At 47.6% G+C, this 21078-nt stretch carries 20 protein-coding genes; all 20 read right to left on the reverse strand.

Going from position 1 to position 21078, the window contains the following annotated elements:
• Positions 1–17 precede the first annotated feature (17 nt).
• The 20 genes from trhA to AC2T0J_RS13140 all read right to left on the reverse strand — a co-directional run bounded on the left by trhA (position 18) and on the right by AC2T0J_RS13140 (position 21065).
• A complete protein-coding gene (gene trhA, locus AC2T0J_RS13045; RefSeq protein ID WP_489806249.1) occupies positions 18–653 on the reverse strand; it encodes a PAQR family membrane homeostasis protein TrhA in 636 nt (211 codons plus the stop codon).
• A 139-nt stretch (positions 654–792) separates the two neighbouring features.
• On the reverse strand, positions 793–1392 hold the full coding sequence (locus AC2T0J_RS13050; RefSeq protein WP_489806250.1) for a YigZ family protein: 600 nt from the start codon (positions 1390–1392) through the stop codon (positions 793–795).
• Positions 1393–1434: 42 nt separating this feature from the next.
• Complete coding sequence (locus tag AC2T0J_RS13055) at positions 1435–2142, reverse strand: sulfotransferase family 2 domain-containing protein (protein WP_489806251.1); 708 nt, start codon at positions 2140–2142, stop codon at positions 1435–1437.
• 11 nt (positions 2143–2153) lie between these two features.
• On the reverse strand, positions 2154–3365 hold the full coding sequence (locus AC2T0J_RS13060) for a rhamnosyltransferase WsaF family glycosyltransferase (RefSeq protein WP_489806252.1): 1212 nt from the start codon (positions 3363–3365) through the stop codon (positions 2154–2156).
• 128 nt (positions 3366–3493) lie between these two features.
• Positions 3494–4324, reverse strand: a complete 831-nt coding sequence (locus tag AC2T0J_RS13065; RefSeq protein WP_489806253.1) for a sulfotransferase family protein — start codon at positions 4322–4324, stop codon at positions 3494–3496.
• Between the two features lie 13 nt (positions 4325–4337).
• Positions 4338–5219 carry a glycosyltransferase family 8 protein gene (locus AC2T0J_RS13070; protein ID WP_489810337.1) on the reverse strand — a complete coding sequence of 294 codons (882 nt, stop codon included), beginning with the start codon at positions 5217–5219 and terminating at the stop codon, positions 4338–4340.
• 5 nt (positions 5220–5224) lie between these two features.
• Entirely contained in the window at positions 5225–6085 is an 861-nt protein-coding gene (locus tag AC2T0J_RS13075) for a hypothetical protein (RefSeq protein ID WP_489806254.1), read from the reverse strand.
• Between the two features lie 288 nt (positions 6086–6373).
• A complete protein-coding gene (locus AC2T0J_RS13080; protein ID WP_489806255.1) occupies positions 6374–6835 on the reverse strand; it encodes a RidA family protein in 462 nt (153 codons plus the stop codon).
• A 127-nt stretch (positions 6836–6962) separates the two neighbouring features.
• Positions 6963–10115: a CHAT domain-containing protein gene (locus AC2T0J_RS13085; protein ID WP_489806256.1), complete on the reverse strand. Its 3153-nt coding sequence runs from the start codon at positions 10113–10115 to the stop codon at positions 6963–6965.
• Between the two features lie 12 nt (positions 10116–10127).
• Positions 10128–10625 carry a hypothetical protein gene (locus AC2T0J_RS13090; RefSeq protein ID WP_489806257.1) on the reverse strand — a complete coding sequence of 166 codons (498 nt, stop codon included), beginning with the start codon at positions 10623–10625 and terminating at the stop codon, positions 10128–10130.
• Positions 10618–12171 carry a peroxidase family protein gene (locus AC2T0J_RS13095; protein ID WP_489806258.1) on the reverse strand — a complete coding sequence of 518 codons (1554 nt, stop codon included), beginning with the start codon at positions 12169–12171 and terminating at the stop codon, positions 10618–10620. The genes AC2T0J_RS13090 and AC2T0J_RS13095 overlap by 8 nt, the downstream gene beginning before the upstream one ends.
• Positions 12171–12803, reverse strand: a complete 633-nt coding sequence (locus AC2T0J_RS13100; RefSeq protein ID WP_489806259.1) for a hypothetical protein — start codon at positions 12801–12803, stop codon at positions 12171–12173. The genes AC2T0J_RS13095 and AC2T0J_RS13100 overlap by 1 nt, the downstream gene beginning before the upstream one ends.
• A gap of 95 nt (positions 12804–12898) precedes the next feature.
• Complete coding sequence (locus AC2T0J_RS13105; RefSeq protein WP_489806260.1) at positions 12899–13525, reverse strand: RNA polymerase sigma factor; 627 nt, start codon at positions 13523–13525, stop codon at positions 12899–12901.
• Between the two features lie 165 nt (positions 13526–13690).
• Entirely contained in the window at positions 13691–15400 is a 1710-nt protein-coding gene (locus AC2T0J_RS13110) for a M1 family metallopeptidase (RefSeq protein ID WP_489806261.1), read from the reverse strand.
• 154 nt (positions 15401–15554) lie between these two features.
• Positions 15555–16199: a GntR family transcriptional regulator gene (locus tag AC2T0J_RS13115; RefSeq protein ID WP_489806262.1), complete on the reverse strand. Its 645-nt coding sequence runs from the start codon at positions 16197–16199 to the stop codon at positions 15555–15557.
• Between the two features lie 329 nt (positions 16200–16528).
• On the reverse strand, positions 16529–17212 hold the full coding sequence (locus AC2T0J_RS13120; RefSeq protein ID WP_489806263.1) for a DUF2202 domain-containing protein: 684 nt from the start codon (positions 17210–17212) through the stop codon (positions 16529–16531).
• A 182-nt stretch (positions 17213–17394) separates the two neighbouring features.
• Complete coding sequence (locus AC2T0J_RS13125) at positions 17395–18087, reverse strand: cupin domain-containing protein (RefSeq protein ID WP_489806264.1); 693 nt, start codon at positions 18085–18087, stop codon at positions 17395–17397.
• A 138-nt stretch (positions 18088–18225) separates the two neighbouring features.
• Positions 18226–19209: a FecR family protein gene (locus tag AC2T0J_RS13130; protein ID WP_489806265.1), complete on the reverse strand. Its 984-nt coding sequence runs from the start codon at positions 19207–19209 to the stop codon at positions 18226–18228.
• A complete protein-coding gene (locus AC2T0J_RS13135; protein ID WP_489806266.1) occupies positions 19199–19768 on the reverse strand; it encodes an RNA polymerase sigma factor in 570 nt (189 codons plus the stop codon). The genes AC2T0J_RS13130 and AC2T0J_RS13135 overlap by 11 nt, the downstream gene beginning before the upstream one ends.
• The gene (locus AC2T0J_RS13140) at positions 19752–21065 is read right to left on the reverse strand and encodes an aminotransferase class V-fold PLP-dependent enzyme (RefSeq protein WP_489806267.1); all 1314 of its coding nucleotides are present in this window, start codon (positions 21063–21065) and stop codon (positions 19752–19754) included. Before AC2T0J_RS13140 ends, AC2T0J_RS13135 begins: the two co-directional genes overlap by 17 nt.
• Positions 21066–21078: the final 13 nt, after the last annotated feature.

The raw sequence follows: 21078 nt of genomic DNA on the forward strand, positions 1-21078 counted from the left end.
TACTACGGTTAAGTGCTCTACATGACATAATAGTAAATTGAAAAGTAATGGCAACTGCAGCCGCCAATAACAAACAGGTGCCAGATAGCGTGGGTAAATTTTTTCGATTTAGCGACGTAAAATACTACACCAATACTGAAGCACAATCCTCCGGCCACAATCAACCACAACCCAGAGCCGGGCAGCGCCTGATAAAGGGGGTAAATTAACCCCAGCGCTATCCAGCCCATGATCAGGTAAGTGACTACCGAGACCTTAGGAAAGCGGTGTTTGGCTATTATCTTAAATGCCACGCCGGCAATTGCCAGTACCCAGATAAAGGTCGTGGCTATAACGCCAAGCGTGCCGCCAATGGCTACCAATGTCAAAGGCGTATAAGTGCCCGCAATCAGCAAATAGATGGCGCTGTGATCAAACAGTTTTAACAGGCCTTTTACCTTTTGATGAGTAACCGCGTGGTAGATCGTTGAGGCCAGAAACATAAAAATCAGTGTGCTGCCGTAGATAGCTGAAGCGGTAACACTTACCGACGTTTCTGCACGCAATAACATAAATACCAATCCCACAATGGCCGCCACACAGGCGAGGCCGTGGCTGATGCTATTGAGCCATTCTTCAGCAACAGAATAAGCACGTTTGGGTATTGAAGTCATAACTATCCTCTTATTTCACAACTCAGTGTAAAACTTCAGCGAACAGTTGTACACTGAAATATGTATGACAGTTTTGCTACATAAGCCCGATTTTAGTTGCTATATCTGTGCTAAGTCTTAAGTGGTCTGAGGTCTCTGGTTAATTATTGTTAGCGATGGAAATGCCTTGGTTGCGGCACATCTCGGTGAATCCGTCGATTTCCGGGGCAGGCAGGGCTACTGTCATAGTGACCTGATGACTGTACTGACAATCGCTCACTTCGCCATGCTGCTGTGCAACCCAGTGGCGAATAAACTGTTCGTGCTTAAAGTCGGCATTTACCGTGATTTCATCCAGTGAGACGTGTTGTGTGACTTTGAGGTTTTCCATTACCTGGTGTGCAGCACTGGAGTAGGCCCGCACTAAACCGCCAGCGCCCAGTTTGATGCCGCCAAAGTAACGGGTAACAATGAGCATTACGTCGCCCACGTCTTTGTGCTGTAGTACGTTTAATATTGGTTTGCCTGCGGTGCCGCTTGGCTCACCATCGTCCGAGCAGGCCACGCTTACCGGCATGTCCGGGCGACCCAATAAGTATGCCCAGCAGTGATGGCGGGCATCGGGATATTGTGCTTTTTTTTGAGCGAGCAGTGCCATAGCGGTTTCACGCTCGGGCGCACAGGCGGCAAATGCGTGGAATTTGCTTTTCTTGATTTCGTAGAGCACTTCAAGAGATTGGCTGGGAGTTTGATAAGACATATGGAAAATACGAATTAGAGGTTTAATTTCACGACTAATTTTCTAATAGTTTAATAGCTGATAATCCCTAGTGTAATGTGCCTTGATTTGTCGCCGGATACTGTCATCAAGAATGATATCGGCACTCTTTTTCATTTGGTTTTTCCTGGTTAACTTTGCTTCAACCGTTTTGCCCACCAATTGAGGGCACTTTTGTTTCAACGTAGGGATTAGTGAATCGAGTTCCTCAAAACGAAAGACATCATCAACTAATAGTTGATCCTCATTATTAAAAATAAATTCTGACTGAGGAATGAAATGTTGAAAGTTTTGTATTTCTCTACGTGGTAACCATTCGTAAACGAATTCTTCAAGGGAGTGACAAGGTGAGAGTATTTCCTGATATCTCAAATCAAGAGGTCGCCCCCGGCCACCATTTTTCAGGTAGTTATAGGCAGAGAGTAACCTGTCAGCAGGTTCACGAACAATCGAAAACTTATAGAGTTTATCAAGGCGTTTTTGTCCATAAGCATCTTTGTAGGCCTTGATAGAGTGATGTCCGAATGAATCATCGCCAAAAAGTGACTCAAACAAAGAAACACCAGCACACTTTGGGATATGGATGAACATTGCTTGCTTCTGTGTAAACAAATGCATGCTCTGGTCAACGTTTGTCGCATTCGCAGCTTTTACAATACCGTATCGTCGATAATTTTGTATAAGGTTAGTGATCTTCTTATCGTAATAAGAAGGTGATAGCAAATTCGGCATATGATTATCTATTAAACTGTCTTTGGTTTTAATAAAGCGACGACTGATTTGACTACGGTACCTAAATCTTCCGCATTTGCATCTACTTCAAAGGCCGCCCCTTTGATTCTTGACTCCATATCGTTGCACTTTTGATAGGCCTCTTGCAAGGCGAATTTGATGTGTTCGGCTGAAGGCTCGCAAGTTACGAAGTTATCACTTAATAAAGATAAATCCTTGTTTGCGAATGTATTGGTCACTGTAACGAGACCGCTGGCGGCCATTTCTAACGGGGGATAGCTGGGATGAGGAGACAGCATTAGGGACAGTCCAATATCGTACTGGTTTAACGTTGCCCAGTATTTTTCTGCATCCATTTTACCAAGGCTACGAATTGACCATTTTTCAAACTTTATCTCTTCGTGTGGTTGCCCAGCAGTAAAGATCTCCACATCCGGTTGATATTCATGTAACCAGTCTATGATTCCCTGCAAACCAACCTCGTATAGATTGCGAGGCCTTTTAGGGCGAGCATAAAAAAGCAGTTTTGGGGTTGCGTTTATGCTTGTTCTTGGTTTAAGGCGGTGAAGCTGCAACTGAGGCTTAAATGCGAATGACTGATTCTTATTTATGTAGTCATGTTTAATAAAAAAGTCTCTTAGCAATGATGAATTGAATACCGGATAAAAGTTTTCGGCTTTAAAGCTGACAAGGGCTTTTGCGTATTCATCTGACCACGGAGTAAAGCCAGGAGTAAAATCCTGAATGAAATAGATAAATTTTTTTTGTTCAAAGGGATTGTTGCTCAGTACACTCTGAATAAATAAGGCTGTGTAATACATTGTTGCAATGAAGATTTCTTTCTTCAGCGGGGTTCGGTTCTTAAATTCGCCAATAACCTGAATGTCTTCGGGTAACAATGCAAAATCCAACTGTCCGGAAAGAAGTGTTATTGCCTCTTCTTTTTCTTTTGAGGACAGCGAATAGTCGAACGTAGTGATCTTAATTGGGAAGCCTAAGTCTTTGACTTCTTTTATAAAAGCAAGAGCGGTAAAAATACCTCCAAAAATCACCTTTTTATCTAAAGAAGGAATAAAAATATTGAAGGTAACTGGCCCATCAGCAAGCTCTTTAAAAATGACCTTCTCTGAAGGGGCTGGGATATAAGCATCCTCGAACTGTTGGTTAAGTCTAATCGATGCGTGCTTTAATTTACGCTGAATAGAGCGCTTAAATTGTTTCATTCATGCTACTGCTAAAAATAAAAAATATATTTTGATTGAAATATACTCAGTTAAAGGTGGGCAAAAAGCAACCTGTTGATGTATTTATTTGGTTGTTATTGCGGTGTCCTTTCGCTTGGGTTGTTCCGTTACTTCCAGGAAGGCGGTACCTTTTTATCAATCAGCGATTCCAACAAAGCCAAATCCTCTTTGAAGTATGATTTGTATGCAGTGAGGTCGCGGCTGTTGCTTTGCTTTCTGGCAATAAGCTTATTTTTAAATGCGGTAAAAGCAGCTGTCTTTTTAAGTCTTAGTAACTTTAACCCCCATGGTCGCTTATAGAGATAATTTTGTATTCCCGTAAGTGTCCTATTTAACTTTGCGTTCTTGAAAGCAACCGATGAAGAGTTAAAGTTCTTACCGAAGCTTGGTGGCACAAATGAAGCATCAACGCCAATAAACTCGAACACTTCACTGAGCAACCCCTGTGGATCGCTGGTAATTTGATCATAAAACACGACTTTTACGTTTTTTGGATCAATCAGATTGAATAGGTGTTGTAATTGCTGTCCATAAAGGCTTTTATTGAAAGCTCTATGTTTTTGTTGGTAAACATCATCCAGGCAAGAAATCTCACTTTCCAATGTTTCCCGTTCGCGATAAAGGTTATAGGAGCTCTCAGTTCTGGCAGCCGGTTCGCGGAGAATGACTATAAGTTTAGCCTGCGGGCAATGTCTGGCGATTCGCTCAATGGCGGCTGGATCAGACAAATAATCCGGCGTAAATTCACCCTGTATTCTGCGCTGGTCACTAAATTTGGCATAGTAGCCATCGATATCACTTTCGTTTCCCTGATCAAAAAAGTGTAACTCCTTCCCAGGCATAAATATATCAGGATGTTCCCAGAAACAACTGGCCATCCAACTGGTGCCTGAGCGCTGGGCACCAATTCCAATAAAGTCCGGTCCTTTTTTTATCATTTTATCGGTACTCTTATCTTGCTATGTTCAGATAGTAAAAATAGTAAGCTTTTACGTATAGATAGCGCAGAAGCTGCAGCGGGTAACTATCGTCTTTAGCATGTCTCAATGTTCCCTGATAATACTGTCTGAACAGATTTACCAGTGGATGTGGGTCAAATTTGTCCCATGGCTTTATGCCAGATGAATAGTGAACGATTGTCGCGTTTTTCATTATGTTTCTATAATAGCGGCGTTCTTCAGGAGTAAAACGATGTATTTTACGAATGAAAAAAGTCTGGAAATTGTATATTTCGTTTAATTTTACAAACTGCCCGTTAACCAGGTGGTTAAAGACATCCTGATCGTGAAACATCAGCTTGTTACTCGATTGCTCAATATAGTCATGCGCTTTTTGATAAAAGTTGTCCTCGCGCATTTTAACCAGGTTCAACAATAAAATCCCGGCATTGAAGTAAATGGCATTGGAGTCCATGTCGAGCGCATTCTGACGATTGGAGAATGGATTTTCCACTGCTGCTAAATAACAATCTTGGATCTCAGTTTGCCACAGGGGAGCCAGATTACCATTTACTACAATATCACCATCCAGATACAACACCTTATCGAGTTCAGGCAATGCATTTATAAGTTCAAATTTTACAAATGTCGCTTTGGAAACGTGATTTTTGGGTCCAACACCATCAACAACTACATTGGTGGGTCTGCAATAAATAGTCAGGTTTTCCGTTTCCACTGTTTTGAAGCGGGATTGGTTTTGCTCATTTAAATCGTTAAACACTAAGTAGATATTGATATCTTGATCAGGATTAGTACGAGCTATCGAGCGAATAACAGCAAGAATTTGCTCGACATAATTATTATCTAAACAAAAAGCAATGTGCATCGTTTCCATACTCACTAATTGTCCTTAGTGGGGTAGGGTTTACTAAATTTAGCCAGTATTACAGCGTGATACAGCGCGCTAAAAAACAATATTTTTATGCTGGGAAGCAGCGTTGAAAAAATACCGGGTGATTTTTTACTACCGTATTCTATTTTTTTATAATTACGCTCAATGCCCAGCTTTGCGGCTTTTACATCCCAACTCTTCATGCGATCCTGAAAACTGATAGCAGTGTCAATTTCTCTCACGCCGCCTTTGGCTATTTGATCCCGAGGATTACAGCAGGGGATAATGTCAAAAATGGCAATTTTTTCTTGCGATTTATCCAACTTGGATATGAGATCTGAATACCAGTAATCGACACCGATTCCTGCAACCTCGGCGTCATAAACGTTTAGGAACTGAAGGAGTATGTCGATATTAAATAAAGGCGAATTTACTTCAACGAAGTTGGTATAACGTAAATAACTGAAGGGCCTTGCAAGGTTAATGTAGTGATTTACCTTGCCTCTGTGGTGAAAAGCTAATTGTGATAACCACAAATTCTCGTCGGCATGCAATGCAAAGTGACGATTAATGTTGTCGGCAGTTAATAGCAGATCGTCATCTAAAACTAACACCCGTTCGTACTGCTCAATCAGTTCCGGCCAGTTTTGGTAAACCCAGAGTAGGTTAGGAAATTTCGCACCTTTGTGACATGCAAAATAGTCACTAAGTGCCAATAACGGTTGTTCTTTGCCAGATGCATAATAAACGCAAAACAGGTCAAAATCTCTTTGTCCGTTAGTCCACAGTGAGAGTGCCGATTTATTGCCCGCTGAAGTGAATACTAAATTTTTCTTTGGGCGAACTGTTTTTTTCAGTAACTCGGCCAACGGTAACTCCTTTAATAATATCCTAAACAGAAAAATTCACCGCGCAAAATCCGAACCAGCAAAGTAAAGATGTTTTGAGAGCGAAACTGTTTAATAGTGAACCATTTTTTGTATTAAAAAGATTCAGTTTTTAGCAGGTTGAAGCGTAAACCAGTTTTCTATAAGAATGCAAGGTGATATCGAGCCCGGGCCCTGGGAATGAAGCAATTGATTGAGTTGGGTTAAGCCGTTTAGTGTAGCGTTACTTGAAATAATGATGGCGCAATCAATACGCCATCCTCACAAAGCTTACATGCGGCGCATATGGGCCATACACTCTACCTCGACCATGGCGCCCATTGGCAGGCCGTCTACGCCAAAAGCGCTGCGGGCTGGTAAGGCACCCTTGGTAAAAAAGGTGGTATAAACGGCATTAAAATCGGGCCATTTGCTAATGTCGTCGATCATTACCGTGCACTTGAACACATCCTCCATACCGAGCCCCAGCGAATTAAGGGCCTGCTTAACGTTAAGCATCACCTGCTTGGATTGAGCCGGCATAGTGGCAGGTATCTCGCCGTTTTCATCCAGCGGGATCTGACCAGAAAGATACACAATATTATCTACCTGTGTGGCCAGCGAATAAGGGGCGTTTTCATTGGGATGGGGAAAGTATTTTAACTTTGCCAGCGCGAACTGGCTGAAGCTTATCAGTACTGCAATCAGGGTTAACTTAGTTAAGTTCACCACAATCTCCTGTTTATCTGTCATTAAATTATTTTTATACAAATCTATAGTTACGTAGTAGCGATTAAACAACAAGTCCTAGGATTTCATATCAGTCCAACTAACCTTTTTTTACGATCAGTTTCGGTTACATCTGTCCTGTTGATACAGGCTACTGTAGCGAGAAAAACTCTGCTTCACGCTTAACCACTGTGAGCGTAAAGCCTGCCCAGTGCATGGGGTGTTTAAAGCGTGGGTGGCGTTGCATCTGTTGGCGCGCCAGGCGTAGCGCTTCAACACTGCTACCGGTTTGTTTAAGCCCGAGATAAAAAAACTGCATAAAGGTGGCGGTGGGTTTATCTGATACTTTCCAGCGGGTACTGATTACCGAATTGGCACCGGCTGTTAATACGCCGTAGGCCAGGCTTTGCAGGCCGTCGTGGGCCATCATTTTGCCCAGCGAGGTCTCGCAGCCGCTGAGCACGACCAGTTGATTATAAAACGGCTCGCCCAGTAGTGCGCTTTGCGATAAGAAGCCGTTGCCTTCGAGAGTGGTTGAAGTGTTTCTGGCAACGGCAAGTCCCACAATAACTGGCTCTTCGGGGTCAAAATAGCTGTGGGTGGCGATATGCAAAAGAGGAGCTTCACGCAAGTCTGAACTCAGTAAAGCTTGTTGTGTGGCTTGTTCTGCTGAGTATCGTTTAACCGGATAGTTCGGGAAGAGCGAGGCGAGGTGGTCGCCCTCACGCTTTGCCCAGGGCAATGCAGGCAGTTTGTTGCGCCAGCCAGCATTGGCCGTGGGCAACTTACTTTCAAACGCGGGCGAGTCAAAAATACCAATTGCTATGGGCGTTGAGGCTTGCTTTGCGGTGGAGGATAGATATTCGCTTAAGGAAGGCGTCTGGCGCAGTGTATATCTGCCCCCCGCGTACTGATTATCAGGCAGGCGCAACTGGGCCATGGGCAGTGAGAAAAAGCGTCCGTCAGCTTGCCACACTATGTCGGTGATGTTGCGGCTTTTTATGACCCACGGCGGAATAAAGTCGCTTGCCCGGGCATCATGATAGGCCTGCACGATCTCAGCCCCTGATAATCCATCTGGCAGCGCTGGTGGGCAATGAATGGGGGATACCTGATACCGCTTTGCAGTAATAGCCAGTACATAACATTGCTGGCTGGTATGCAGATAGCGAAGCACAACCTGATCCCCATTCAGCGCCGTTTGCACGGCTGCCAGGGTGAGGGGCTTTTCATTAACCAGGGTTTTATTAGAGAGGCGTGGGTTAACCAGCCGCAACCACTGCTCTTTGACGTTATCGAGCTGTTGTTGCTGGCGCAGTTTCTCGTTCTCAGTGGTTGCATTGACCAGCCTGCCTTCCAGCATTAACCGCTGTTGCCAGAGGCTTTCAAGCTGCGGCTGTTTAAGTAAGTGTTGGCGTTCACGGTCTTGCCGTTTACGCAAAAATAGCTGGCTTTGATAGGTTTCCAGTAAGGCCAGGGCGTGTTCGGTATTCGCCGCGGAAGGATTGCTGAGCAGCGTGCCCAGGTGAGCGTCGTAGAGCTCTCTGACTTTATTAAACCAGTGCGGCCCCATTTGATAGGCGTCCAGTTCGCGCCCTAGTTGCAGAATATGCTGATTAGCCTTGCTAAAAGTCGCCGTAAGTGTGGCTTCGTTTTGTGGCTCGGTGGCCTTGAGCAGCTGGTATTGCAATGAGGCGAGGGCAACCTGCTGCGGATCATCATCGGCTATTAGCCCGGTGAGCTGCGCTATTTGTGTGGCAGCTTCGGGATAATCGCCAAGCTGAATGTGGGTGTCGGTTAGCGCTATGAGCGCCTGGATGCGCTCGGTCATTTTTACCACATTATCCAGCGTATTAAGCGCTGTATTCATTAGTGCGGTAGCCTCTGCTGATTGCTTGTTGTACGCTAAAGCCCGGGCCTGCAGGGCATAAATTAACGGCAGACGGTCGGAGCGCAGAGTGTCCGCTCTTTGTTCCGCCTGAGTCAGGGCATCAAGGGCCGCCGTCCAGCGTTGCTCGGCCATGGCGATTTTGGCTAACGCAATATACAGGTGGCTGGTATCGTCATCGTAAGTGCTACTTTGGTTGAGTGTTAGGGTGCGTTGGTAATAGCGCTCGGCAGTGCCGGTATCGCCGAGGTAGCTGTAACTGCTCGCAAGGTTGGCGGTAAGCACGGCAGCAGTCATAGTGGTATCGCCGTCGATAAGATATTCTGCGGCCTCGCGAAACGTTTGTTGGGCTAACTCCCAGCGACCAGACCATAAATAAACCAGCGCGAGGTTATTCATTAACTCAACCTGGCCCTGTGTATCGCCGGTTTGTTGTTTGTTATGAATGGCTTCATCCAGGAAACGGGCCGCAGCCACATAGTCGTTGGCCAGCGACCAGTAGGTTGCCAGGCCGTTGTAGATATCCGGGAGCAGTTTAGTATAGCCTTGCTCGATGGCGTGTGAACGGGCTTGTTCCAATGAATATTTACCCGCTTCCATCAATGTTTGTGACGATACCACCGAGCCATGCAGGAGGTTACTGAAGCCCAGTGAGGCAACCAGTTGGGTTGTCTGGTAAGTGTTGGCAACCGGCGTGTGGCCGAGCAGTTCAGGTATCAACGAGGCTGACGTTGGCTGCCAATCAGCTGGATTTATTACTGTTCCGGCATGCGCCAGAGCGTCATTAAACTGCCGGGGGAGTAGTGCCATGCCGGCATGACTGGCGTCGGCAAAATGGTAAATGTCAAAATTAGCCGACATGGCAAGCGCCGCCAGTTGCCAGCAGGAATAGCCATTTGCAGCAGGTGCAAGTAGCGCTGAAGCCTGTTCGGCATTTCCTTCAATAAGATACTGGCGAGCGAGTAAGGCGGTGGCAAAACAGGCTGTTTGCGCGTCACTCTGGCGGGCAATTTGTTCGGTAAGTACTGACGTATTAACGGGTTCAGCGTAGGTAGCAGTGAACCACGTCAGCCAGTCCCACAGCGCATTTAGCGGCTGTGTATAAACGGTAAACTCTGAGGCTGTTACTGACGGCTCGCTGTTACTGTTTACCGCAACGGTGATAGCATATTGTGCACTACTTTCAGGCTTCATGGCGGCAATATGCGTGTAGGCATAATGACTGAATGCCTGGCCGCTGGCAGTATCTGAAAGGGTAATGTTGAAAGCCATGGTAGGCGATTCAACAATGATCACCTCATTTTCTGCGGCGGTAACAGTAAACTGAAACTCTTCGCCCGCAGCACGTTGCCCGGCAACCATTGTCAGGCACAAAAGGAGCAACCCTGATGTTAACGCGCGGCGGATACGTTCCATGTCTTGCCGGTATTAATGGTTTTTCCAGGCGTAGGCCGGGGCTTTTGGTACCGTTACCCGACTGCCATCAACCTCTTTGTTCCAGTGACTGGCGGTGGTGTACTTAGGCGTGCCATCGGCATCAACCGAGTAGTTTATGGTGAAGTACACATCGGTGTATTTTTCTTTAAAGGCCGGTGCGCCTTTAGGGTAGCCGCCGTCTTTTACAATGGACAAATTGTTGGAACACAGCATGTTCGGATCGTCAGTGGGAAAGAACCTGGCTTTGCTAAGCAGTTTTGCGGTAAGGGATGGCCAGGTGCCCCGGGATTTTACAATGGTAATGGTTACCAGAAACGATGAGCCAAGTACCGGCGTAAACACCCGGGTGCGCATTTTTAAGGCATTGTCGTTGTAGTCGCGCTGACCTTTGGGCAGGTAGGGGCGAAATTCAGGCGCCCAATCGTCGCGGTTATAGTCTGACACCCAACCTTTGGGAACGTACCATTTACTTGCTGACTGGTTACTCATCACTTTGACTCCTTGTGGTTAAAAACGTGGTGATGTCGGCCATAGTGGAAAGCTCTTTGCCTAAACACGAAAAGGCCTGATGGATGGTTTTGGTTAAATTGTCGGCCAGTTGTGCCTGGCTGTCCTGCTCGCTGTGGCGGTAACACTCATACATGGCGCTGCGCAGCACGTCGCAGTTGATGGCGCTGGCAATAAGCCCCAGTTTGAACTGATTATTGTCGGGGTAGTCGGTCAGGTTTTCCTGCAATGTGTATAGCCATAGCGGGGTGCGTTGTTGCTCCTGCAACACGGCCAGCAGCGCATAGATAAAATCGGTTTCCTGCCCGGGAGAAGTTACCATTAGCTTACGATGGTTTAACCGCTGGCGAAAATGCTCGGCGAACGGCTTAAAGTGCGGCTCGGTGGTGATGGCCCGGAGAATATATTCGGCACTGTTGAGGCCGAGTTTAATGCCAGCCAGCAGGTTTAGCTGGGCAATATTACGCCCCGCTTTCGGGTTGGTAGGATGCGGCACCGTCGCCATGTCACTGGTGATGAACAGGTCAATGGGGCTGGCAATCTGCTGTAGTCCGTCGTTCTCCAGCGGATCGAAAAAGAGTGCCTGCCAGTCAACAATATGGGCTTCATCAAGTGGTTCAAAAGGCGGGCGCCGCATGATTTCATCCAGTGAAAATGACTGCGAGTGCTCGGTTTTAAGGTGATACCGCGGGCGCAGCATGCTGTGACCAAATCTGAAGCTTGCCAGCTTAAATTCGGCTGGCACCTGGGTGTATGGCCTGCTGGTACCGTAATAAAACGGACCGAGCTTTTTAAAAAAGTACTCGTGGCAGTCGTCTAGTACTAGCTTTGGCAGTAAGTCGTTGATCACAATGTGGTGAAACATAGCCACGGTATAGCGCCTGGCGGTAATGATGCGTTCGGTGATATCTGCTTGCGCGGCTGGCAGAGCATGGATAAACGCGTTATGTAAGCCCTGAAACAGGCTGTGTAACTGCAGTACAATGGCGTTCTCGTCGTTGCGCTGTTCTGGCATCCATGCGGTAGCCCACGGCGCATTATCTATGGTGGCCGGTGATACCCGGTGAACATCGTGAGTCTGGGTTAAAAAACGGCCGCTTCTGCTGTCGAAATAGTGAGCTTCGATACTGCGGATAGGATCGTCCAAGCCATTATTGCCATACATGCTGTCAAGGTTTAGCAGTGCACTGGTCTGGCGTCCTCCCACGTGAAAATGCGAATCGGTAATGATGTCGTGGGCGATAAACTGGCAAATATAGGTGTAGCCAGCGGGTATGGGCCGCGAGTTTGTGTCGTCCGGGGTATAGCCTGCTTCGTCGAGAAAGGCTGGGTCGGCGTCGTCTTCGGGATCTTCTTGCACTGATGAAGTAAACGATAGCCCGGGTGGCGGTGTCTGAAGGGGGGGATTCTCCGGACTGTTATTTTGTGTCAAACCCGGCAGCATCAGGGTAGCCAGGCTGTTTAATTCTACCGGGCTTAGCAGCGCCTGGTCACTGGCCGGGAACATGCTGTGAGTGGAAGAATGCACTAGTCTGAGCCCGTAATGATGGTAGCGCTTAAGACGACTTCTGAGGTGTTACTTTCGCGAACCGCAATGATAGTTGATGGTGCATTAGCAGATTGCAGGGCGGCCAGAATAACCAGTTCACCCTGGGCATTTTTCTGAAGGGCCGGCCAGCTTTGCAGGGGCTGGCCGTTTGTTGCCTGCAATTCAACGTCAAACAGCTGGCCGTCGACCATGCTCACGTCCAGTACCAGTATTTGCTGCTGACTGCCTTGTTCCAGCACTGCGCCAACTGGCGGTAGTTGAGAGGTACTGGCGCCGCGCATCTCACCAATGTAGATCACATCGGGACTAATGGCCGTAGCCACATGCTTGGGCTGCTGATAGCTCAGCAATAACCAGGTAGCGGCGCTGCCAATCAGCACGCCACCCAGTGGCCAGAACAACCGCAGCAATTTGCTGGCTGATGCGTCTGCACGGGATGTTTTAGCCGCCTGGCCGAGTGTTTTTTTGAATATTGCACTGAGTTCAAAGTCTTCTACCATGTCAGGGTGCATCAACAAATATTCTTCAAACTCAATCATTTCAGCAGCGGTGAGCTTGCCGTGCAGGTAGCGCTGAATTATATGATTAGCCTGGATGTACTGTGTATTCATATCACTTAACTTCTGTAACCTTGTCGGTTAACGTTAATAACTCCGTATTAGTAGTGCCGCCACAAGCTGTTCCCTCTCAAGCAGCACCAGAGTGTTTACACCCGGGTGCCCAGCCAGCCTATGACTGCAACCACCGACAATAAGGTAAACAGCGATTGTTTATTGAGTTCAACATTGCATTTAAGCGCCAGCGCCTGTTTTAACCGTGACTTGGCCCGGTGCAGCACTTTATCGAAATGTTCGGTGCTTAAATCCAGCTCTGTACACAGCTCTTCTTTGTCTTTGCCTTCAAAAAAATAGGCACTCAGCAACCGCCTGTCGCGTTCTACGCTGAGTTCTGACAGTACCTGAGTGACGGTTTCAAGTAGTTTCTCTGAACCGACCTGGTTTTCGGTATGGTTGGCTGTATGGGCATGCACATCCATCTCGTCGCTGCAATCGGTGCGTTGACGCTTGTTTTTGCGGTAGGTAGCAATCAGCAGGTTTTCTGCCACGCGGCGTACAAAGCCGGCTATAGCCTCTGGATTGTCAATTTCTGAGGCCCGGGCCTTCTGGATAACAATGAGCAGGGCTTCCTGCACAATATCCTGCGCCAGAGCTGGATCGTCACATTTATAAGCCACAATGGAATACAGCGGTCGGGAGAAGTGACTGAGCAGAGCTTGTTCTGCCTGTTTATTGCCACTGGCGATTTGCGTCACGAGTACAGCAGGTTCATCCATTATTCAGCGCGTTGTGGATTGTTATTAGAGGACAAATCTACCGGCGTAAGGCGTTATTTACAAGCATTAAGCGATTATAAAACAGACTTTATAAGACCAATAGACTATCAGCAAGGGTGCACAGCTAAAGCATTGTGTTTAGCCAGTGCACATATCTATCGCTGTTTATTTTGCGGTGGCGTCGTAGCGTGCTTCCAAGCGCAGGAGTTTACTGTTCGGATCGACTATCACCACATCCTGCGCTGATACTCTAAGGGTGTTTTCTGCGGGCAATTGTAAGGTGGTGATATTGCCGTTAACCGATACTTCCACCGGCATCGGAAACGGCAAGTCTTCGGGTACCAGCCAGGTAAGTGTCAGCGCATCGCCTGTGCGTTGCTGGTGCAGCTCCGGTAGCCGGGGCTGATACAGATAAACGTCGAAAAACCAACTGAAATCCTCGCCGGTAAACTCGTTAACCAGCTTTATAAAATCCCCGGTATTGCGATATACGGTGGTAAACTGGCCGGGTTGAGGCGTAGCCGTGCCGTATAGCAGTGTGGTGACGGAATCAAAAAATGCCTGATCGCCGATCAAATATCGCAGGGAGTGCATGATCCATGAGCCTTTGTAGTAAATATCCAATGCCGGGCCAACGCCTTTTTCATAAACCTCTTCCACTTCCATCGGTTTATTTGACACGATGGGATGCGTGTTGATCAGGCCTTTTCGCTGCTTATTTAAATACGCTTTGTAAGCGATATCACCATGCAGGTACTGGGCAAATAAGGGTTGCATGTAGCTGCCCAGGCCTTCGTGGATCCACATGTGATCCCAGTTGTCGTTAGTAACCTGGTTGCCAAAATATTCATGGGCAAATTCATGCTGGAGCAGCCAGTCGAAGCCGAATTCGTCTTTTTTATAGTCGTTGCCATAAGCGTTGATGGTTTGGTGTTCCATCCCCAGGTGTGGGGTTTGCACCACGCCGACTTTTTCATCGGCAAATGGGTAAGGCCCAATCAGACGTTCAAAGAAGGTCAGCATGGCAGGAATTTCGTCGAACAACGCCTGCGCTTGTTGTGCATTGCCCGGCAAGTGATAATAAACAATGGGGTAGCTGTTACCGTAAATGCTCTGGTAGGTGTCTTCGATTTTTTCATAGGGGGCTATATTCAGCGCAATGCCATAGGTGTTGTGTGCTGAACGGGTTTGCCAGTGATAGGTGCTTTCGTTGGCGGTACTGGTGGTTTCTACCAGTACACCATTGCTTGCGGCTACCAGGTTGTTGGGCACGGTAACATAAATATCGGCAGTTTCGGGCTCTCCCATGGGCTGGTCGATACAAGGCCAGAAGATATCGCAACCTTCGCCTTGTACTGCGGTAGCCAACCAGGGCGAGCCATCTGGTGTTTTATCCCACATGACACCGCCGTCCCAGGGCGCATTGGGTGGCGTGCGCGGATGACCATGATATTTCACCTCAACCGATACCGGAAAGTTCACTTCGGTAACGGGTGTAATAATTAGTTCACCCTGGGTATTGGTGTACTGCTCCTGATTCAGTGCCTCGCCATTGAGCCAGACACCTTCAATAGTAAATACCCGGTCTAAATCCACCGATACTGCTTTGGCCGGTTGCGCAGCATTCAGGGTTAGAATGGCATCGCCAAACAACTGCTCAGTGTCGAAATCAAAGCTGAAGTGCAGCTCAGCATGTTCAACACTTACGCCTTGCTGATAGCGCGGGATTTGTCCGCCACTTTTCAGAGTATAGGCTGAGGATAATTCGATGGGCGATACTGGTTGTGTGCTATTGCCTGATTGCGTCGTAGTACAGGCACTTAAGGTAACTGTAGTTGAAAGTAAAAGGCCTTGCCAGGCATGGATACATTCCATGTGTGAGCTCCGGATACACCGTCGTTGTTATTGTTACTGCGATTATAGCGTTAAACGACGTGAAATCCTGATGGGAAGCCTGTGTTGATCGTATTTTCAGGGTGTTAAACGAAAAGAGTGGCGGTGCCACTCTTTTTATCATTACCCGCTGGGGTTATTCGAACAACTCACCACGCAAATCTTCTAATGTGCTATGCGTATGTTCTTTAAGTAACTTTTTCACCAGTTTGGGTTCTTTGTTCATCCACGCTTCATAAATTTCTTGATGTTCGCGGTAAGCATCGGCTTCACGATCGGGTGGCTCAAGGTGCTTACGAACATAACGTTCAGAGAGCAGGTGGATCTTGAACAGCAGTTCTTGGGTGATTTTGCGGCCAGCGGGTGCTGACAGCGCCAAATGAAATTCCCGGTTTACGGTAACCGCTTCCGGCGATATTTCATTAGCCATGCTTTGCAGACGTTTAAAAATCTCGGTAACCCTGGCTTTATCTTCTTCAGTGGCTTTTTTACAGCCCTGAGCGGCCGCCTCAGGCTCCAGCGTGGTCCGCAGATGAAAAACATCTTCGGCTTCGGCCAGGCTGAGTGGACGAACGATAAATCCACGGTTTGGGTGAGAGACTAATAAGCCGTCTTGCTCCAGCCGCGTGAGTGCTTCACGCAGCGGGATCTTGCTTACTCCCAGGTCCTGGGAGAGAGCGTCCTGACGAATGGGTTTTGCCGGGAACATATCGTTGGCGAGGATACGCTCACGAATAATTTCGTAAGCCTGTTCCGACAAAGTTTTTACCACAATTGACATGTATAAATGACTCCTAAGAAGAAGTTTGATGTTTCGTTATTTTTGGTATTTTATTGTTGTTATAGCGATAGTCTGGCCGATTTTAGCGGTAGACTCCATGTCATACAGTATACTATCTGAGCGATAGCTGATAGCGTTGGTCAGTCCAAATGCTTTCTTTTTATACAGTAGTGAATGTTAAAGTTTATCCTTAACGGTTTTTGGAATCGATGTGTGGCTTTTTGATTTTATTTAGCGATTAGTTTTTGGCGAGTTGAGGCGAGACAGAATCAGCAGCGAGTGTCTGAATCTGTCCTGAGGTTATGAGTTTAGAGCATAAAGTGAGGCAGTTAGCCTTTCTCTATCGGACTGTTAACGATTTCGTCAAACAGAGCCTGACTGATATATTGGGGGCGATAGGCGCCATTATTAGTCAGGATCTGTTTATAGAAGGCGCGTAAATGATTACGGGAGCCCTTAAGCAGGTTGCTGTAAACCAGTTCAATATCCGGATTATCAATAATGTCTTCACTCAGACGCATAAGATCGTAAATATCCAGTTCCTCTACCTGGGCACCAACATAAAGCCCCTCCAGCAGTGATATAGCGCCATTTTCGGTCAGCATATTATACAGGTAAGTAAACTCGGGGTTACTGAAGCTGCCCACAGTATTGTCGGTAACCGGATCGGTGAGTTGATAACGTTCCAGCAAGGCCAGGACTGCCTCGGTATGCGTGAGTTCGCTGCTGGCAATGTTATCGAAGATGAGCAGGCCGTGCTGCGCGTACAAGGTGGTGTAAACATCGTGAGCGAGCTTTTCTTCCTCGCGCATCATGAGCAGGCCTTCTTCTTCAAGAGCGGTTAATGAGCCGATGGGAAACGTATTAAGCTGGCTGCGAAGCTGATTCAGCTCGAATGTTGAAACGCCGTCAGCGTTGACCATAAATGGTGCTTGCCTGTTGCTTTTATCGCCGCCACAGCCACCTGTTAACAGGGTAATCCCCAATAAAATAAAAAGTAAAAACCGATACATATTCTGCTCCTGAACCATAAGATATTTTAGGTGTCTCTTCAGCCCCAGGGGTGCAAGTACAATGCCTATATTGCGTGCCTTTTTTCATTGAAATATAAAGGATTTATTTGCGCTGTAGCGGGTTTGTGTCACAGTTGGCAGTCACCGACTGATGCACTGACAACAATGACATAACTTTGGGATTAGTTTTCGGTGATAAATTTATCGCCGAGTAAGTTAGCGCCCATATAACCAACTTTAACGTAGATCAGCGCGCCTTCTTTGCCGGTAAATGGAGTATGCTGACTATATCGGGGGTTGCGGATCCAGCTACCGGCGGGATAGCTACCATGCTCGTCGTTGAAAACGCCTTCCAGCACCAATATTTCCTCGCCACCGGGGTGTATATGTCCGCCAAACCGAGTATGCGGTGCCCATTTCACCAACGCCGTGCTAACGCCATTATGCTCATGCAAAGGTAGAACGCTTAAGCCCTCAGCCTGACCGGGCAACCATTCGTTTTGCACAGTGTTAACGGTTAACTGTTTCATATCGTTACGGGCAAACTGCCAGAGTTTAACCAGAATGGTGCATCCGTCAGCGGAAAATGGTGTGTGTGAACTGCCCGGCGGATTGCGCAGATAAGTGCCGGCAGGGTAGTCGCCGTGTTCATCACTGAACGTACCGTTTAATACATAAATCTCTTCACCGCCATCGTGGGTGTGACCACTGTACCCCGCACCGGGTTCGTAGCGGACTATGCTGGTGGCTCTTGCTATCTCATCACCAGCGCGGTCGAGCATCATACGGCCCACGCCTTTAAGTGGTGAGGGAATAAACTCGTACTCTTCGGGCCGGATTACCACTCGCTGACTAAAATCGCTGTTTATTTGCATAACTGAAATACTCTGTAACGCTGATGTTGGGAGATTGTACGTATTTTTGAATAAAAAGCTCAATCTCCCATTGCCGATCTATTTGAACGCTATTTAAGCTATATGTCGTGATATCGCAGTGCCCGTGAGCAATATTAGTCAAAGTAATTTAAGTACTAATTCGCCCTCATTATCGACTACCACAGCACCGGTTAAGCTGCTCACGCTTTGGGCGAATTGCCGGGGGCTTCTTAAATCAAATACACCGGAAACCTGAACAGTGGCTAGCGCCTGACTATCGATTCGAATAGCCGTTTTTGCATATTGGTTAAATTTATCAACCGCCTCGGCAAGACTTTCGTTAGTAAACCTCACCTGCATACTTTGCCAGTCTGGCAGTCCCGGAGTGAGCGCTTCTGCTAACCTGAATAGTTGCAGATTTCTGTGGTGGTAACGCAGGCCCCACCCAGCTTCTACCTGAGGGTGGGAGACTAATGTGCTGGCGACACCTACGACGCCTTCATACACCTTTAAGGTCCAGTTTGCTTCCGATTTTTGCACCGAATAGGCCGTTCCCAAGGCCGTAAATGCCGTAGTATCGTCGATGGCTACACGAAATTGGCGGGTGGGGTCATGGGCAACGTCAGCAAATAAACGCCCTTGAATTAAGCGGACCTGGCGTTGTGTTGAAGACAGCACCACTTCAGCCTTGCTGGCCGTATCCAAATGTAGCACTGAGTTGTCAGGCAGGCTGAAGTGGCTCACTTCACCGTGTTCCGTGGAGAATGCCAGTGGTGCATTGCTAGTTTTTTGTGGTGGCGAAATAACTACCCATAAAATGGCACAAAGTAACATTGAAGCGGCCGCCGCAAGCCAATAATTAAGCACTTTGGTCGTGGTGTTTTTCGTCGTCACTGATGCAGAACTGCCGGGAACAACCGTTATTTTGGGTAACTCCACCGCAAGCTCAAAGGTTTTTGCTGTTTGTTCAAAGGCATATAAATGCATGGGATCAGCATAGAGCCATTGGGTAAAAGCCCGGTTGTGAATAAGATCAGGCTTGGCCTGAATATCAATGATCCAGTCTGCAGCGTGTTCCAGTACTTCTGTGGATACCGTGGAGGAGTGAAGGTTAGTTGTCACGTTCAATTCGCTTTTGTGTTAATAAAACTAAAGAGTCTCGCAAGTGTTTTCTCACAGCGGCCACAGTAAGGTTAAGCTCGCTGGCAATGTTGTCATAGGAGCTGCCATATAAGCGATGTTGCAGAAATACCTGCCGGGCCTGGGCGGGCAACGACTTAAGATCTTCTTGCATTAGCCTGACAGCTTCATTCTGCACCAGGTGGAGTGCCGGGTTGGCGCCCGGCGTGCTCTCAGGTTCGTCAATATCGTCGATATCCAGCATGTCGGGATGCCGGGCTTGCTGGCGGTACTGGTCTTTCAGTAAGTTCATGATAATAGTACGCATGTAGGCAAATATGTTTTGCACTGACGCCAGTCGCTCCTGTGCACTTAGCCGAATAAACATTTCCTGCACGACCTCTTCGGCATCTTCACAACTGGCGCCCCGGGCACAGGCGTAGCGTCGCAATGATTCTGCATGGGTCAGGTACAGCGTATTTAAAAACGCTGAGGATGGTAGTGCAGTGGATGGTTGATGAGCGGCAGTGGTCTCCCACTTGGCGTCAGACTGAGAATTCACGAATGGCACCTTTTACTGCGCGGGCTGCCAAAAGCATATCCTCGGCAGAATTGTAATAACCCGGCGTAATGCGTACGCAACTGCCCTTGGCAACGCCATTTCGGTGAACAGCGAACACCTTATACTTTTCCAGCATGTAGGTTGCAATTGCACTGTTCGACTGACTGGTTTGCTGCCCCTTGATACGAAACGATGTGATACCGCCATACAGTGCACTATCTTCAGGGGTTAGCAGGGTAATGCGGTCATCTTCTATTACTTCGTTTACCCAACACTGACGTAAATAAGCCAGTCGTTGTGCTTTGGCTGTGGCACCAATCCAGTCATGAAAGCGAAAGACATCGTTAATGGTTAAAAAAGCAGCGAAGTTGCTGGTGCCGGAATGTACACGCCCCCAAATTGAATCCTGCTGGGCAGGGCTGGCGGACATATTCGGTGCAATATCTTGTAACCGGCTTTCGCGGATATACATAATACCAACGCCAATTGGTGCGCCCATCCATTTATGTAGGTTATATCCGACAAAATCGGCACCGAGGTCGTCGGCAACAAAGTCAAGCTGCCCCCAGGAGTGCGCTGCATCAACAATCACATCGACACCATACTGACGAGCCATGCGGGTAATGTCGGCAACGGGCAGGACTAAGCCGGTGCGGTGACTTAAATGGGTAAGCAATAGCAACCGGGCGTTACTATTATGTCGCAGCGCCGCTTCATAGGTGCTTATGATGGCTGCCTTGCTGGCCGGCTCAGGCAGTTTCAATTTAATCACATTAGCCCCCACTGAGGCGGCTTTGGCGTCCATCGCGGCTTGCATGGCATCGTAGTCCAAATCACTGTATATCACCGCTTCGTTGGCTTTAAGCAGACGGTAATTGGCTATCAGATTTTGCAAGGCCTCTGTGGCGCCTCGGGTTAACGCTATTTCTTGCGAATCTACAGCTAAGCGGTTGGCTACTTGTTGGACTAACGGGCGAATCCGGGCACCAAATTCACGACGGGAAAAATAGGAGTTATCCCGGTTGACCCGGTTGGTGTGTTGAAAATAGGCATGCATCACCGGCCGACTCATAATGCCCCAGTTGCCATTTTCGACATTGATAATATCGGTTTTAACGTCGTACTGGGCTGCTACCTGTTGCCAGTAATGTTCATCTTCGGCCACGGGGATGTCTTTATTTCTTTTTAACGGGGCCGGAAAGTCACTGACATTACCTGCGCGTGATGGTGGTATAGCGGCTACTGAAGTGGCCGCCAGACTGCCGGCAATAAATTGTCGTCTGCTAACTGAATGCATTGAAACCTCAAAA

The sequence above is a fragment of the Alteromonas sp. ISO5 genome (assembly GCF_058105165.1).

Bases quoted from the DNA above. Each gene is read 5' to 3' on its own strand.
- trhA (WP_489806249.1), bottom strand. From the start codon at position 653: ATGACTTCAATACCCAAACGTGCTTATTCTGTTGCTGAAGAATGGCTC.
- AC2T0J_RS13050 (WP_489806250.1), bottom strand. From the start codon at position 1,392: ATGTCTTATCAAACTCCCAGCCAATCTCTTGAAGTGCTCTACGAAATC.
- AC2T0J_RS13055 (WP_489806251.1), bottom strand. From the start codon at position 2,142: ATGCCGAATTTGCTATCACCTTCTTATTACGATAAGAAGATCACTAAC.
- AC2T0J_RS13060 (WP_489806252.1), bottom strand. From the start codon at position 3,365: ATGAAACAATTTAAGCGCTCTATTCAGCGTAAATTAAAGCACGCATCG.
- AC2T0J_RS13065 (WP_489806253.1), bottom strand. From the start codon at position 4,324: ATGATAAAAAAAGGACCGGACTTTATTGGAATTGGTGCCCAGCGCTCA.
- AC2T0J_RS13070 (WP_489810337.1), bottom strand. From the start codon at position 5,219: ATGGAAACGATGCACATTGCTTTTTGTTTAGATAATAATTATGTCGAG.
- AC2T0J_RS13080 (WP_489806255.1), bottom strand. From the start codon at position 6,835: ATGACAGATAAACAGGAGATTGTGGTGAACTTAACTAAGTTAACCCTG.
- AC2T0J_RS13085 (WP_489806256.1), bottom strand. From the start codon at position 10,115: ATGGAACGTATCCGCCGCGCGTTAACATCAGGGTTGCTCCTTTTGTGC.
- AC2T0J_RS13090 (WP_489806257.1), bottom strand. From the start codon at position 10,625: ATGAGTAACCAGTCAGCAAGTAAATGGTACGTTCCCAAAGGTTGGGTG.
- AC2T0J_RS13100 (WP_489806259.1), bottom strand. From the start codon at position 12,803: ATGAATACACAGTACATCCAGGCTAATCATATAATTCAGCGCTACCTG.
- AC2T0J_RS13105 (WP_489806260.1), bottom strand. From the start codon at position 13,525: ATGGATGAACCTGCTGTACTCGTGACGCAAATCGCCAGTGGCAATAAA.
- AC2T0J_RS13110 (WP_489806261.1), bottom strand. From the start codon at position 15,400: ATGGAATGTATCCATGCCTGGCAAGGCCTTTTACTTTCAACTACAGTT.
- AC2T0J_RS13115 (WP_489806262.1), bottom strand. From the start codon at position 16,199: ATGTCAATTGTGGTAAAAACTTTGTCGGAACAGGCTTACGAAATTATT.
- AC2T0J_RS13120 (WP_489806263.1), bottom strand. From the start codon at position 17,212: ATGTATCGGTTTTTACTTTTTATTTTATTGGGGATTACCCTGTTAACA.
- AC2T0J_RS13125 (WP_489806264.1), bottom strand. From the start codon at position 18,087: ATGCAAATAAACAGCGATTTTAGTCAGCGAGTGGTAATCCGGCCCGAA.
- AC2T0J_RS13140 (WP_489806267.1), bottom strand. From the start codon at position 21,065: ATGCATTCAGTTAGCAGACGACAATTTATTGCCGGCAGTCTGGCGGCC.